General features: G+C 41.8%; 13 protein-coding genes and 1 pseudogene. 6 read left to right on the plus strand and 8 right to left on the minus strand.

The window, feature by feature from the left end; translation table 11 throughout:
• Positions 1-620: 620 nt before the first annotated feature.
• Positions 621-2165, minus strand: coding sequence for a peptide chain release factor 3 (locus tag GEZ89_RS04160; protein WP_153225074.1), 1545 nt, complete (start codon positions 2163-2165; stop codon positions 621-623).
• A 212-nt stretch (positions 2166-2377) separates the two neighbouring features.
• Here GEZ89_RS04160 and gatC point away from each other — a divergent pair, with 212 nt between their 5' ends.
• The 6 genes from gatC (at position 2378) to nusB (ending at position 7108) form a co-directional block, all read left to right on the plus strand.
• Positions 2378-2680 (plus strand): Asp-tRNA(Asn)/Glu-tRNA(Gln) amidotransferase subunit GatC, encoded by a 303-nt coding sequence (gatC, locus tag GEZ89_RS04165; protein ID WP_000705419.1) that lies wholly within the window; start codon positions 2378-2380, stop codon positions 2678-2680.
• On the plus strand, positions 2680-4146 hold the full coding sequence (gene gatA, locus GEZ89_RS04170; RefSeq protein WP_153225075.1) for an Asp-tRNA(Asn)/Glu-tRNA(Gln) amidotransferase subunit GatA: 1467 nt from the start codon (positions 2680-2682) through the stop codon (positions 4144-4146). The genes gatC and gatA overlap by 1 nt, the downstream gene beginning before the upstream one ends.
• Positions 4146-5588: an Asp-tRNA(Asn)/Glu-tRNA(Gln) amidotransferase subunit GatB gene (gene gatB / locus GEZ89_RS04175; protein WP_153225076.1), complete on the plus strand. Its 1443-nt coding sequence runs from the start codon at positions 4146-4148 to the stop codon at positions 5586-5588. Before gatA ends, gatB begins: the two co-directional genes overlap by 1 nt.
• Positions 5589-5714: 126 nt before the next feature.
• Complete coding sequence (gene efp, locus GEZ89_RS04180; RefSeq protein ID WP_000568646.1) at positions 5715-6275, plus strand: elongation factor P; 561 nt, start codon at positions 5715-5717, stop codon at positions 6273-6275.
• Positions 6276-6303: 28 nt separating this feature from the next.
• A complete protein-coding gene (locus GEZ89_RS04185) occupies positions 6304-6693 on the plus strand; it encodes an Asp23/Gls24 family envelope stress response protein (RefSeq protein ID WP_000510582.1) in 390 nt (129 codons plus the stop codon).
• Positions 6686-7108, plus strand: coding sequence for a transcription antitermination factor NusB (nusB, locus tag GEZ89_RS04190; protein ID WP_000203647.1), 423 nt, complete (start codon positions 6686-6688; stop codon positions 7106-7108). Before GEZ89_RS04185 ends, nusB begins: the two co-directional genes overlap by 8 nt.
• A gap of 54 nt (positions 7109-7162) precedes the next feature.
• Here the strand turns inward: nusB and GEZ89_RS04195 are convergent.
• The 7 genes and pseudogenes from GEZ89_RS04195 to fabF form a co-directional block, all read right to left on the minus strand.
• Positions 7163-7878, minus strand: a pseudogene (locus GEZ89_RS04195) (CPBP family intramembrane glutamic endopeptidase).
• Positions 7879-8262: 384 nt separating this feature from the next.
• Positions 8263-9030, minus strand: a complete 768-nt coding sequence (locus tag GEZ89_RS04200) for an acetyl-CoA carboxylase carboxyl transferase subunit alpha (protein WP_153225077.1) — start codon at positions 9028-9030, stop codon at positions 8263-8265.
• Complete coding sequence (accD, locus tag GEZ89_RS04205) at positions 9030-9893, minus strand: acetyl-CoA carboxylase, carboxyltransferase subunit beta (protein ID WP_153225078.1); 864 nt, start codon at positions 9891-9893, stop codon at positions 9030-9032. The genes GEZ89_RS04200 and accD overlap by 1 nt, the downstream gene beginning before the upstream one ends.
• 34 nt (positions 9894-9927) lie before the next feature.
• Positions 9928-11295, minus strand: coding sequence for an acetyl-CoA carboxylase biotin carboxylase subunit (accC, locus tag GEZ89_RS04210; RefSeq protein WP_153225079.1), 1368 nt, complete (start codon positions 11293-11295; stop codon positions 9928-9930).
• An 11-nt stretch (positions 11296-11306) separates the two neighbouring features.
• Positions 11307-11729, minus strand: coding sequence for a 3-hydroxyacyl-ACP dehydratase FabZ (gene fabZ / locus GEZ89_RS04215; protein WP_000565515.1), 423 nt, complete (start codon positions 11727-11729; stop codon positions 11307-11309).
• Positions 11726-12166: an acetyl-CoA carboxylase biotin carboxyl carrier protein gene (accB, locus tag GEZ89_RS04220; protein ID WP_153225080.1), complete on the minus strand. Its 441-nt coding sequence runs from the start codon at positions 12164-12166 to the stop codon at positions 11726-11728. Before accB ends, fabZ begins: the two co-directional genes overlap by 4 nt.
• Before the next feature lie 2 nt (positions 12167-12168).
• Entirely contained in the window at positions 12169-13404 is a 1236-nt protein-coding gene (gene fabF / locus GEZ89_RS04225) for a beta-ketoacyl-ACP synthase II (RefSeq protein WP_153225081.1), read from the minus strand.

Genomic DNA, 13404 nt, shown 5'->3' on the forward strand with positions numbered 1-13404 from the left:
GATACCATTCGCGGATTTTTCCTAATGAAGCGTTTAGGTAAACAGCAATAGCAGTTACCGATTATTGGATTACGACACAGAGTTTAGCAAATCGATTCCATTTGCCAAACGTAGTTAGTGAGGCAGTTAGCTATAACACTTCCTAAATGTTACGACACGAAGAGGCGAAAACGATTATTTTTCGCCGATGAGTTAGTAAAGCAGGTAGCTAGACTGCTTTCTAACTATTACGACGAAAAAGTCCACGAATCGAAACTATTCGTGGACTTTGCCTAGTGAAGCGTTTAGGTGAACTGCCATAGCGGTTACCATTTATTAGATTACGACACGGAGTTTGGCAAATCGATTCTATTTGCCAAACGTAGTTAGTAAGGCAGGTAGCTAGACCACTTACTACCCCTTACGACGGGAAAATCCACGAATCAAAACCATTCGCGGATTTTTCCTAATGAAGCGTTTAGGTAAACAGCAATAGCAGTTACCGATTATTAGATTACGACACTGAGTTTTACAAATCGATTCCATTTGTAAAACTCAGTTAGTAAGGCAGTTAGCTAGTTCGCCAAATAGCGACTAGCGTCCAACAATTAGGAACTTTAGTTCCAATTGTTGGTACTGAGTTACATCTTCTCCTCCAACTCTACATCTGGATACTTGTCCGCAAACCAGCGGAGGGCAAAGTCATTCTCAAAGAGGAAGACTGGCTGGTCAAAACGGTCTTTGGCCAAGATATTTCGGCTTGATGACATCCGTTCATCCAAGTCCTCAGGCTTGATCCAACGAACAGTCTTTTTACCCATTGGGCTCATGACTACTTCAGCATTGTACTCGCCTTCCATACGGTGCTTAAAGACTTCAAACTGGAGTTGACCAACAGCTCCTAGCATGTACTCGCCTGTTTGGTAATTCTTATAAAGCTGAATAGCTCCCTCTTGCACCAATTGCTCAATCCCCTTGTGGAAAGATTTTTGTTTCATGACGTTCTTAGCAGAAACTTTCATGAAAATCTCAGGAGTAAAGGTTGGCAGTGGTTCAAATTCAAATTTGTTTTTCCCAACTGTCAAAGTATCTCCCACCTGATAAGTACCAGTATCGTAAACTCCGATAATATCACCTGCCACGGCATTGGTCACATTTTCACGACTTTCCGCCATAAACTGAGTAACATTTGACAGCTTAGCTCCCTTACCAGTACGAGGGAGATTAACACTCATACCACGCTCGAATTCACCCGATACGATTCGAACAAAGGCAATACGGTCACGGTGACGAGGGTCCATGTTGGCTTGGATTTTAAAGACAAATCCTGAGAAATCCTTGTCATAAGGATCCACAATTTCGCCATCTGTTTTCTTGTGTCCATGTGGTTCTGGAGCAAACTTAAGGAAGGTCTCAAGGAAGGTCTGCACCCCAAAGTTAGTGAGGGCTGAACCAAAGAATACTGGTGTTAATTCACCCGCAAGGATGGCTTCTTCTGAGAATTCATTTCCAGCTTCTTGCAAGAGCTCGATGTCATCCTTGACTTGCTCGTAGAATGGGTTGCTAGCAAATAGCTTGTCCCCATCTTCCAGACTAGCAAAGCGTTCATCCCCTTTATAGAGCTCTAAACGTTGGTTATAAAGGTCATACAAACCTTCAAAGGCTTTCCCCATCCCGATTGGCCAGTTCATCGGGTAGCTAGCTATGCCCAAGACTTCTTCCAATTCTTGCAAGAGATCTAGTGGTTCACGACCGTCACGGTCCAGCTTGTTCATAAAGGTAAAGACTGGAATGCCACGGTGTTTAACAACCTCAAACAATTTCTTGGTTTGGGCCTCGATACCCTTGGCAGAGTCCACTACCATGACCGCAGCATCCACCGCCATCAAGGTACGATAGGTATCCTCTGAGAAGTCCTCGTGCCCTGGAGTATCTAGAATGTTGACGCGCTTGCCATCATAGTCAAACTGCATGACAGATGAGGTTACCGAAATCCCACGTTGTTTCTCGATATCCATCCAGTCAGACTTGGCAAAAGTCCCAGTTTTCTTTCCTTTTACAGTACCTGCCTCACGAATCTCTCCCCCAAAATAGAGCAATTGCTCTGTAATAGTCGTTTTACCCGCGTCCGGGTGAGAGATGATGGCAAAGGTACGGCGTTTCTTAATTTCTTCTTGAATATTCATAAGTTCTCTTTCTTTGATTCTCTATTTTTCTTGTTTCAATAACTAAGAATGATTTCTACATTGGATTTTACCATTCCTTTCAACACTCCATTATATCGGATTTTAGCATTTTTTTCAATTTCTATTTCTTTTCACTTATCCCTCCCTTATTTATAGGAAAATATGGTAAAATAGAACAGACTAAAAATCATCATTTCACGAAAGGATGCAAGATGAAAATTACGCAAGAAGAGGTAACACACGTTGCTAATCTTTCAAAATTAAGATTCTCTGAAGAAGAAACTGCTGCCTTTGCGACTACCTTGTCTAAGATTGTTGACATGGTCGAATTGCTGGGCGAAGTTGACACAACTGGTGTCGCACCTACTACAACCATGGCTGATCGCAAGACTGTACTCCGCCCTGATGTGGCTGAAGAAGGAACAGACCGCGATCGCTTGTTTAAAAACGTACCTGAAAAAGACAACTACTATATCAAGGTACCAGCTATCCTAGACGATGGAGGAGATGCCTAATGACTTTTAACAATAAAACGATTGAAGAGTTGCACAACCTCCTTGTATCCAAGGAAATTTCTGCAACCGAACTAACGCAAGCAACGCTTGAAGATATCAAGGCGCGTGAAGCGGCTATTAATGCCTTTGTCACTATCGCTGAAGATCAAGCTCTTGCTCAAGCTAAAGCTATTGACGAAACTGGAATTGACGCTGACAATGTCCTTTCAGGAATTCCGCTAGCAGTTAAGGATAACATCTCTACAGATGGCATCCTAACAACTGCAGCTTCAAAAATGCTCTACAACTACGAACCAATCTTTGATGCGACAGCTGTTGCCAATGCAAAATCTAAGGGCATGATCGTTGTTGGGAAAACCAACATGGACGAGTTTGCCATGGGTGGTTCTGGTGAAACATCTTACTACGGTGCAACTAAAAATGCCTGGGACCACAACAAGGTTCCTGGTGGATCATCTAGTGGTTCTGCTGCAGCTGTAGCTTCAGGGCAAGTTCGCTTGTCACTTGGTTCTGATACTGGTGGTTCCATCCGCCAACCTGCTGCCTTCAACGGGATTGTTGGTCTCAAACCAACCTACGGAACAGTTTCTCGTTTCGGTCTCATTGCCTTTGGTAGCTCATTAGACCAGATTGGACCTTTCGCACCAACTGTTAAGGAAAATGCCCTCTTGCTCAACGCTATTGCCAGCGAAGATGCCAAAGACTCTACTTCTGCTCCTGTCCGTATTGCCGACTTTACTTCAAAAATCGGTCAAGACATCAAGGGCATGAAAATCGCTTTGCCTAAAGAATACCTCGGTGAAGGAATTGATCCAGAGGTTAAAGAAACCATCCTTAATGCTGCTAAACACTTTGAAAAACTGGGTGCTATCGTTGAAGAAGTTAGCCTTCCTCACTCAAAATACGGTGTTGCCGTTTACTACATCATCGCTTCATCAGAAGCTTCATCAAACTTGCAACGTTTTGACGGTATTCGTTACGGCTACCGCGCAGAGGATGCAAGCAACCTTGATGAAATCTATGTAAACAGCCGTAGTCAAGGTTTCGGTGAAGAAGTGAAACGCCGCATCATGCTAGGTACTTTCAGCCTTTCATCTGGTTACTACGATGCATACTACAAGAAGGCTGGACAAGTTCGCACCCTTATCATCCAAGATTTCGAAAAAGTCTTTGCGGATTATGACTTGATTTTGGGACCAACTGCTCCTAGTGTTGCTTATGACTTGGATTCACTCAACCACGACCCAGTCGCTATGTACTTGGCTGACCTTTTGACCATCCCTGTCAACTTGGCTGGTCTACCAGGGATTTCGATTCCTGCTGGATTCTCTCAAGGTCTACCAGTCGGTCTACAATTGATTGGTCCTAAGTACTCTGAGGAAACCATTTACCAAGCTGCTGCTGCCTTTGAAGCAACAACAGACTACCACAAACAACAACCTGTGATTTTTGGAGGTGATAACTAATGAACTTTGAAACAGTCATTGGACTTGAAGTCCACGTAGAGCTCAACACCAATTCAAAAATCTTCTCACCTACATCTGCCCACTTCGGAAATGACCAAAATGCCAACACTAACGTGATTGACTGGTCTTTCCCAGGAGTACTGCCAGTTCTCAATAAAGGTGTTGTCGATGCCGGTATCAAGGCTGCTCTTGCCCTCAACATGGACATCCACAAAAAGATGCACTTTGACCGCAAAAACTACTTCTACCCTGATAACCCAAAAGCCTACCAAATTTCTCAGTTTGATGAGCCTATCGGCTATAATGGTTGGATTGAAGTCGAGCTAGAAGACGGTACGACTAAGAAAATCGGTATCGAACGTGCCCACTTAGAGGAAGACGCTGGTAAAAACACCCACGGTACAGATGGCTACTCTTATGTTGACCTCAACCGACAAGGGGTTCCATTGATTGAGATTGTCTCTGAAGCAGACATGCGTTCTCCAGAAGAAGCCTATGCTTATCTAACCGCCCTCAAGGAAGTTATCCAATACGCTGGCATTTCTGACGTTAAGATGGAAGAAGGTTCCATGCGTGTGGATGCCAACATTTCTCTTCGTCCTTATGGTCAAGAAAAATTCGGTACCAAGACTGAGTTGAAAAACCTCAACTCCTTCTCAAACGTTCGCAAGGGTCTTGAATACGAAGTCCAACGCCAGGCTGAAATCCTTCGCTCAGGCGGTCAAATTCGCCAAGAAACACGCCGTTACGATGAAGCGAATAAAGCAACCATCCTCATGCGTGTCAAAGAAGGTGCTGCAGACTACCGCTACTTCCCAGAACCAGACCTACCACTCTTTGAAATTTCTGACGAGTGGATTGAAGAAATGCGTACGGAGTTACCAGAGTTTCCAAAAGAGCGCCGTGCACGCTATGTCTCTGACCTCGGCTTGTCAGACTACGATGCTAGCCAGTTGACAGCTAATAAAGTTACTTCTGACTTCTTTGAGAAAGCTGTTGCCCTCGGTGGTGATACTAAACAAGTTTCTAACTGGCTCCAAGGTGAAGTCGCTCAATTCTTGAACGCCGAAGGTAAGACACTGGAACAAATCGAATTGACACCAGAAAACTTGGTTGAAATGATTGCCATTATCGAAGACGGTACTATTTCGTCTAAGATTGCCAAGAAAGTCTTTGTTCACCTAGCTAAAAATGGTGGTGGCGCTCGTGAATACGTGGAAAAAGCTGGTTTAGTTCAAATCTCAGATCCTGATGTTTTGATTCCAATTATTCATCAAGTCTTTGCGGATAATGAAGCCGCTGTTGCCGACTTCAAGTCAGGAAAACGTAACGCCGACAAGGCCTTCACAGGATTCCTCATGAAAGCAACCAAGGGTCAAGCCAACCCACAAGTCGCCCTTAAACTACTTGCCCAAGAATTGGCTAAGTTGAAAGAAGATTAAGCGGAAGGAAAGCAGCCAGAAGGTTAATGTTACCCTTCTGGTATCTTTCAAAACCATTTTGGCTTTATTTTCAGACCATTTTATGGTAGAATGAAGAGTAATAATATTTATTAAAGAGGTAAAAATATGATTGAAGCAAGTAAACTAAAGGCTGGTATGACTTTTGAAACAGCTGAAGGAAAATTGATCCGCGTTTTGGAAGCTAGCCACCACAAACCAGGTAAAGGAAACACTATCATGCGTATGAAATTGCGTGATGTCCGTACTGGTTCAACATTTGAAACAAGCTACCGCCCAGAAGAAAAATTTGAGCAAGCTATTATCGAAACAGTTCCAGCTCAATACTTGTACAAAATGGACGACACAGCTTACTTCATGAATACAGAAACTTATGACCAATACGAAATTCCTGTTGTAAATGTTGAAAACGAATTGCTTTACATCCTTGAAAACTCAGATGTAAAAATCCAATTCTACGGAACTGAAGTAATCGGTGTGACTGTACCAACTACTGTTGAATTGACAGTTGCTGAAACACAACCATCTATCAAAGGTGCTACTGTTACAGGTTCTGGTAAACCAGCAACAATGGAAACTGGTCTTGTCGTGAACGTTCCAGATTTCATCGAAGCAGGTCAAAAATTGATTATCAACACTGCAGAAGGAACTTACGTTTCTCGCGCCTAATCTCTAGAAACTAGAAAGAGGTCATTCTATGGGAATTGAAGAACAACTTGGCGAAATCGTCATCGCCCCACGTGTACTAGAAAAAATCATTGCTATTGCAACTGCGAAAGTTGAAGGCGTACACTCTTTTTCAAACAAATCAGTATCTGACACCCTTTCAAAACTTTCTCTTGGTCGTGGCGTATATCTAAAAGAAGCAAACGATGAGCTCACAGCTGATATCTACCTCTACCTAGAGTACGGTGTCAAAGTTCCTAAGGTTGCTATGGCTATCCAGAAAGCTGTTAAGGATGCTGTCCGTAACATGGCTGATGTTGAAATCTCTGCTGTCAACATTCACGTTTCAGGTATCGTTCCAGATAAAACACCAAAACCAGAATTGAAAGACTTATTCGACGAGGACTTCCTCAATGACTAGTCCATTATTAGAATCTAGACGTGAACTACGTAAGTGTGCTTTCCAAGCCTTGATGAGTCTTGAATATGGTTCAGATCTAGAAACTGCTTGTCGCTTTGCCTACACACATGATCGCGAAGATACAGACGTACAACTTCCTAACTTCCTTGTAGAGCTCGTTTCTGGTGTCCAAGCTAAGAAGGATGATCTGGACAAACAAATCACTCAACATTTGAAAACTGGTTGGACCATCGATCGTCTGACTTTGGTAGAAAAGAATTTACTACGCCTAGGAGTTTTTGAAATCACTTCATTTGATACTCCTCAGCTCGTGGCTGTTAACGAAGCTATTGAACTTGCTAAGAGCTTTTCAGATCAAAAGTCAGCCCGTTTCATCAATGGACTCCTCAGTCAATTTGTGACAGAAGAAGATTAAATAATATAGAAAAAGTGTTTGACTCCGATCAAACACTTTTTTCTTTGCCTTCCACTATCTAAAAAAGTGGTAATAGACATAATTATAAACAAATATCCAGATGGGCTTGGCATAAATGAGAAAGTTGAAAAAACTATGGCAAAGGATTGTGAGCTTTAGATTCTTTGTCCAACGGTAGATCAGGGCATAGAAGAGACCGCCTAAACTATAAAACATCAAACTGATAGGATCACGATGCGATAATACCAAGTGACTGAGCCCAAAGATAAGAGCTGATAAGATAACATCCAGATAATACTTGGAATTTGAAAAGAAGGTATTCCTCTCAGAACTATCTCCTCCAATATAGGTGCGACGACTACTATTAAACTAAAACTGAGAACAGTTGATAGAAAAGTTGGTTGCCCATTGGAGTATAAAGTCGAAAGAAGGTCTTGAAAGATATACTTGTTATCAATTAAGTGATGAAACTGTAATTGAAAAGCATCCACTAATTGACGATAAAAATAAGTAGCCACTAGACCAGCTACAAGGAAAAAGAATCTTGACTTCTTTGAACCCTTTTTTTCGAAAATATAGAGCATCTTTTTCTTTTTCAACCAGCAAACAAACATAACTAAAAGAGTTACTTCCCCAACTGCTGAAATGCTATAATAGCCATCTATCCCCCATTCTAAAAACTTAGTTAGATGCATAATCCCTAACTCTGGTAGATAAACCGATAGAAATACCAGTAAGATATAGACTCCCAAATGCCAAAGTTTTTTCATACTCATTCCTTAAAAAAATTAAAATTACCTTGATGGAGGGAAAAATTAACAACTCCCTATTCAGTTTATCAGTTATATACTGACCTAGCACAGCATAAAATCTATAAAAACTTATACTCTTCGAAAATCAAATTCAAACCACGTCAGCTTCACCTTGCCGTACTCAAGTACAGCCTTCGGCTAGCTTCCTAGTTTGCTCTTTGATTTTCATTGAGTATTAATCTATTCTCTGTAGCACTTATAGATTATCATTCCTTATTATAAAATATACATCTTTTTTAAACGCCCCTCAGTTCCATTTCCTCAACTATCAATTATTAATCCTGAAATGAATTTTTGAGAGAAACCAAAAAGCTAGAACCGTTTTTAGTTCTAGCTTTCTTTTTAATACTTTCTAAAGCGTTGATAACGTTCTTCAATGAGTTGATCTAGCGGAAGTTTACCAAGTTCATCAAGTTCTGCTTGGAGTTGTTCCTTCACTTGCTTGATTAAATCTTTGCTTGAAAGACCAACTTCAGAAATGACCTTATCTACAACTTGCATATCCAACAACTCATACGAGGTGATTTTCATCAACTCAGCTGCTTCCATGGCACGAGTTCCATCTTTCCATAAGATAGAAGCAAATCCTTCAGGACTCAGTACGGCATAGATGGAATTTTCAAGCATCCAAACACGGTCTGCTACAGCAAGGGCAAGGGCACCACCAGATCCACCTTCACCGATAATAATCGCAATGATGGGAACTTTTAAATCACTCATTTCAAAGAGGTTACGGGCAATAGCTTCACCTTGACCCCGTTCTTCTGCTCCTACACCAGGATAGGCTCCCGCAGTGTTGATAAAAGTTACAACTGGCCGGCCAAATTTTTCAGCTTGCTTCATCAAACGAAGGGCTTTGCGATAACCTTCTGGATGGGGTTGACCAAAGTTGCGGTTAAGATTATCTTGTAAACTTTTACCTTTTTGGATTCCAACTACAGTTACTGCTTGGTCTCCCAACCATCCGATACCACCAACCACAGCACCATCATCTCTGAAAGAGCGATCACCATGTAGCTCTATAAAGTCATCAAATATTCCTGTCGCAAAATCTAAGGCTGTTAGTCGAGTTTGTTCACGTGCTTCTCTAACGATTTTCGCTATATTCATCAACAATTCCCCTTATGCAACCTTACTAATCGAGCAATCATATCTGGCAATTCTCGCCGTTTTACAATTGCATCTACAAAGCCATGCTCTAGAAGAAACTCTGCCTTCTGGAAATCCTCTGGTAAGTCTTCCCTTACCGTATTTTCAATCACACGGCGTCCAGCAAAACCAACAAGACTTTGAGGTTCCGCTAAGATGATATCCCCTTCCATAGCAAAGGAAGCTGTAACACCTCCAGTTGTTGGATCCGTAAGGATTGTCAGATAAAAGAGACCTGCATTGGAATGGCGTTTAACAGCTGCAGAGATTTTAGCCATCTGCATCAAACTCATGATTCCTTCTTGCATACGGGCACCACCAGAAGCCGTAAACAAGACGACTGGCAATTTCTCATCTGTGGCAAATTCGAATAAGCGAGTAATTTTTTCACCAACAACTGTCCCCATGGATGCCATGATAAAGTTAGAATCCATGATGCCAAGGGCAACCTTCTCTCCCTTAATCAAAGCTGTTCCTGTCACAACAGCCTCATCAAGACCTGTCTTTTCACGCATCAAGGTCAACTTTTTACGATAGCCTGGAAAATTCAAAGGATCCTGAGTCTCAATCCCTTTAAACATTTCCAAAAACGTCCCCATATCAATGGTTAAAGCTAAACGCTCTTGAGCTGAAATACGGAAGGTATAGCCACAGTGAGGGCATATCCGCTCACTCCCCAAGTCCTTTTGGTAAATTGTATATTTGCAACCTGGACATTGGGAGAAGAGCTCATCTGGAACCTCTGGCTTGATCTGAGGTTGATTTACAGTCGAACGATTGGGATTGATTCGAATATATTTATCTTTTTTACTAAATAGAGCCATATATCCCCCTTTTCGGTCTCATAGTCTTTTTACATTATTCTTTTTCTTGATAGTATGGTAAGAAAGTTTCCATCAAGAATGAAGTATCGTAGTCTCCTGCTATCACGCGACGATCTGAAATCAGATCAAGTTGGAAATCAGCATTGGTGACAACCCCTTCAATTTCGAGTTCATAAAGAGCTCGTTGCATTTTCATGAGTGCATCAAAACGATTTTCACCATGAACAATAATTTTAGCAATCATACTATCATAGTAGGGTGGAATAGTATAACCTGGATAAACTGCAGAATCTACGCGCAAGCCCACACCACCACTTGGGAGATAAAGATTGGTAATCTTACCAGGACTTGGTGCAAAATTAAAGGCTGGATTTTCTGCGTTGATACGGCACTCAATAGCATGTCCTTTTAGAACAATATCTTCTTGCTTCAAGGTCAAAGGTTGACCTGCTGCGATACGGATTTGTTCCTTGACAATATCCACACCAGATACAAATTCGGTTACGGGGTGTTCCACTTGGACACGCGTATTCATCTCCATAAAGTAGAATTTACCACTTGCTTCATCTAGTAGGAATTCAATGGTACCAGCATTCTCGTAACCAACAGATTCCGCTGCACGAACTGCCGCTGCACCAATTTCATTACGAAGTGTTTTCCCGATAGCAATCGAAGGACTTTCTTCTAAAACCTTTTGGTTATTCCGTTGAAGCGAACAGTCACGTTCACCAAGGTGAATAACATGACCCATCTGGTCAGCAAGAATCTGTACTTCAATGTGGCGAGCAGGATAAATGACACGTTCAAGATACATGGCCCCATTGCCAAAGTTAGCCTTAGCTTCACTAGAGGCTGTTTCAAAGGCTGATACAAGATCTTCTGCCTTTTCAACCTTACGAATCCCTTTTCCACCACCTCCAGCTGAAGCTTTGAGCATAACTGGATAACCAATTTTTTCGGCAATAGAGAGGGCCTCTTCTGCTGTATGGACTTCTCCATCTGATCCTGGAATGACAGGCACGTTTGCCTTAATCATTTGAGCACGGGCGTTAATTTTATCTCCCATGATATCCATGACACGAGCTGATGGTCCGATAAATTTAATCCCAACTTCTTCACACATGGTTGCAAATTTGGAATTTTCACTTAAAAAGCCAAATCCAGGGTGAATGGCTTCAGCTTCAGTCAAGACCGCAGCTGAAAGGATAGCATTGATGTTCAGATAAGATTCTGTAGCCTTCCCAGGGCCGATACAGATAGCCTCATCAGCCAAAAGCGTGTGGAGAGCTTCCTTGTCAGCAGTCGAATAGACAGCGACTGTTGCAATTCCTAATTCTCGTGCCGCACGAATAATACGAACAGCGATTTCACCACGATTGGCAATTAAAATCTTACGAAACATGGAAAACCTCCCTAGTTTCCAATAGCAAAGGTCAGAGTACCGCTTGCTGCAAGCTTACCATCTACTTCTGCCTTCGCTTCTACTACGGCGATTGTGCCACGACGTTTGACAAAAGTTGCTGTCATGACAAGCTGATCACCAGGAACAACTTGCTTTTTAAATTTAACTTTGTCCATACCAGCATAGAAGACAAGCTTCCCTTTGTTTTCAGGTTTTGATAATTCCAAAACACCTGCTGTTTGTGCCAAAGCTTCCATAATGAGGACTCCAGGCATAACTGGGTATTGAGGAAAATGACCATTGAAGAAAGGTTCGTTAATCGTCACATTTTTAATAGCAACAATGGTATCTTCGCTAACTTCTAAGACACGATCCACTAAGAGCATGGGATAACGGTGTGGCAAAGCTTCTTTAATTCCTTGAATATCAATCATTTGATACGTACCAAGCCTTTCCCAAACTCAACCATTTCTTCATTTTCAACTAGAATTTCTGTTACAACACCATCTTTAGGTGCTGGAATTTCATTCATGATCTTCATGGCTTCGATGATGACCAAGGTTTGGCCTTTTTTAACAGTATCACCGACTGAAACAAAATTAGATTTGTCTGGTCCGGCAGCCAAGTAAGCAACTCCGACAAGTGGACTTTCTACAAGGTCCCCCTCAGCTACAGATTCACTAGCACTTGATTCTGAAACTACTTCTACAGCTGGTGTAGTTTGAGCTTGAGGTGCTGGACTTGCTTCTGCAACAAGTTTCGCTTCATTCTTACTGAAGACCAACTCATCCGTTCCATTTTTATAAGAAAATTCTTTCAAGCTTGACTGGTCAAATTGCGCCATCAAATCTTTGATTTCATTTAAATTCATCTTTACTTATTCTCCCAACGTTTGAAAACAAGGACTGCATTATGCCCACCAAATCCAAAGGTATTTGAGATAGCATATGGAATTTCACACTCCAATCCCTGTCCATAGATAACGTTCGCTTCGATATAGTCTGATAATTCTTTCGTTCCGGCTGTCATTGGAACATAGCTATGACGAATAGCTTCAATAGTAGCAATGGCTTCAACAGCCCCTGCTGCTCCCAGCAAATGACCTGTGAAGGATTTGGTTGAAGAAACTGGAACATCCTTACCTAGAACAGATACAATGGCACCACTTTCTCCTTTTTCATTGGCAGGAGTCGAGGTTCCATGAGCATTGACATAGGCTACTTGGTCTGGAGAAATCTCAGCTTCTTCCAAGGCTAATTTGATGGCCTTAATAGCTCCTTGACCTTCTGGATGTGGTGAAGTCATATGGTAGGCATCACAAGTATTTCCGTAACCAACAACTTCAGCTAGGATAGTTGCTCCCCGTTTTTCAGCATGCTCTAAACTTTCAAGAACCAACATTCCTGATCCTTCTCCCATGACAAAACCATTACGGTCTTTATCAAAAGGAATCGAGGCACGACTTGGATCTTCAGTTGTTGAAAGAGCTGTCAAGGCTTGGAAACCTGCAATGGCAAATGGAGTGATAGAAGCCTCAGAACCACCAACTAGCATAACATCTTGGTAACCAAACTTGATGGAACGAAAGGCATCCCCAATTGCATCATTTGAAGAAGCACAAGCAGTATTGATAGATTTACAAACACCGTTTGCTCCAAAACGCATAGCAACATTTCCTGATGCCATATTTGGTAAAGCTTTTGGAAGTGTCAATGGTTTTACACGTTTTGGTCCCTTATCATGAAGTCGAAGCACTTGATCTTCGATTTCCTTGATTCCACCGATACCTGAAGCAACGATGACACCAAAGCGGTCTCTATCAAGAGTCTCTACATCAAGATTAGCATTGTTCACTGCTTCTTGTGCTGCATATAGTGCATATAAAGAATAAGCATCAAAACGGTTGGTATCTTTTTTTACAAAATATTTGTCAAAAGGAAAATCCTGAATTTCTGCCGCATTATGCACCGCAAATTCACTATGATCAAACTTGGTGATTTCACCAATTCCGATTTTTCCAGTTGTCAAACTATTCCAAAATTCTTCTGGTGTATTTCCGATTGGAGATGTCACTCCATAACCTGTCACTACTACTCGATTCAGTTTCAT

Source organism: Streptococcus mitis, from assembly GCF_009496285.1.
Lineage (GTDB): Bacteria > Bacillota > Bacilli > Lactobacillales > Streptococcaceae > Streptococcus > Streptococcus mitis_BP.

Coding starts and splice junctions, on each gene's coding strand:
- GEZ89_RS04160 (WP_153225074.1), bottom strand. CDS start 2,165: ATGAATATTCAAGAAGAAATTAAGAAACGCCGTACCTTTGCCATCATC.
- gatC (WP_000705419.1), top strand. CDS start 2,378: ATGAAAATTACGCAAGAAGAGGTAACACACGTTGCTAATCTTTCAAAA.
- gatA (WP_153225075.1), top strand. CDS start 2,680: ATGACTTTTAACAATAAAACGATTGAAGAGTTGCACAACCTCCTTGTA.
- gatB (WP_153225076.1), top strand. CDS start 4,146: ATGAACTTTGAAACAGTCATTGGACTTGAAGTCCACGTAGAGCTCAAC.
- efp (WP_000568646.1), top strand. CDS start 5,715: ATGATTGAAGCAAGTAAACTAAAGGCTGGTATGACTTTTGAAACAGCT.
- GEZ89_RS04185 (WP_000510582.1), top strand. CDS start 6,304: ATGGGAATTGAAGAACAACTTGGCGAAATCGTCATCGCCCCACGTGTA.
- nusB (WP_000203647.1), top strand. CDS start 6,686: ATGACTAGTCCATTATTAGAATCTAGACGTGAACTACGTAAGTGTGCT.
- GEZ89_RS04200 (WP_153225077.1), bottom strand. CDS start 9,030: ATGAATATAGCGAAAATCGTTAGAGAAGCACGTGAACAAACTCGACTA.
- accD (WP_153225078.1), bottom strand. CDS start 9,893: ATGGCTCTATTTAGTAAAAAAGATAAATATATTCGAATCAATCCCAAT.
- accC (WP_153225079.1), bottom strand. CDS start 11,295: ATGTTTCGTAAGATTTTAATTGCCAATCGTGGTGAAATCGCTGTTCGT.
- fabZ (WP_000565515.1), bottom strand. CDS start 11,729: ATGATTGATATTCAAGGAATTAAAGAAGCTTTGCCACACCGTTATCCC.
- accB (WP_153225080.1), bottom strand. CDS start 12,166: ATGAATTTAAATGAAATCAAAGATTTGATGGCGCAATTTGACCAGTCA.
- fabF (WP_153225081.1), bottom strand. CDS start 13,404: ATGAAACTGAATCGAGTAGTAGTGACAGGTTATGGAGTGACATCTCCA.